Annotated in this window: 1 protein-coding gene; it reads left to right on the top strand. The window is 65.3% G+C overall.

What is annotated here, in order from left to right; all coding sequences use genetic code 11:
- Positions 1–1,004: ABC transporter ATP-binding protein (locus ABD358_RS28325; protein WP_344634018.1), on the top strand; the 1,004-nt coding region annotated here is incomplete at both ends.

The raw sequence follows: 1,004 nt of genomic DNA, 5'->3' as shown, positions 1-1,004 counted from the left end.
CGGTGAGCCGATTCTGCAGGTGCGGAATCTGGTGAAGCATTTTCCGCTGACGCAGGGGATCCTGTTCAAGAAGCAGGTCGGTGCGGTCAAGGCGGTGGACGGGGTCTCCTTCGATCTGTACCAGGGTGAGACGCTGGGGATCGTGGGCGAGTCGGGGTGCGGCAAGTCGACGGTGGCGAAGCTGTTGATGATGCTGGAGACCGCGACCTCGGGGGAGATCTTCTACAAGGGCCAGGACATCACCAAGCTGTCCGGGCGGGCGTTGAAGGCGGTGCGGCGGAACATTCAGATGGTGTTCCAGGATCCGTATACGTCGCTGAATCCGCGGATGACGGTCGGGGACATCATCGCCGAGCCGTTCGAGATTCATCCGGAGGTGGCGCCGAAGGGCGACCGGCGGCGGCGGGTGCGGGAGCTGCTGGATGTGGTGGGGCTGAATCCGGAGTACATCAACCGGTATCCGCATCAGTTCTCCGGTGGGCAGCGGCAGCGGATCGGGATCGCCCGGGGGCTGGCGCTGAATCCGGAGGTGATCATCTGTGATGAGCCGGTGTCGGCGCTGGATGTGTCGGTGCAGGCGCAGGTGGTGAATCTGATGGAGCGGCTGCAGGACGAGTTCGATCTGTCGTATGTGTTCATCGCGCATGATCTGTCGATCGTGCGGCACATCTCGGATCGGGTCGGGGTGATGTATCTGGGGAAGATCGCGGAGATCGGGACGGATGCGGAGATCTATGATCATCCGACGCATCCGTACACCCAGGCGTTGCTGTCGGCGGTTCCGGTGCCGGATCCGGAGGCGCGGGAGCGGCGGGAGCGGATCATTCTGTCCGGGGATGTGCCGTCGCCGGCGAATCCGCCGTCGGGGTGCCGGTTCCGGACCCGGTGCTGGAAGGCGCAGGAGCGGTGTGCGCAGGAGGTGCCGCTGCTGGCGGTGCCGGAGCGGTTCGCCGGGCAGGACACCCCGGCCGCGCATCCTTCCGCCTGCCACTTCGCCGAGGAGA

It is taken from the genome of Streptomyces glaucosporus (genome assembly GCF_039533345.1).
Taxonomy (GTDB): Bacteria; Actinomycetota; Actinomycetes; order Streptomycetales; family Streptomycetaceae; genus Streptomyces; species Streptomyces glaucosporus.
Note: the sequence above shows the minus strand (reverse complement) of the source record. Positions and strands in the feature narration are given on the sequence as shown.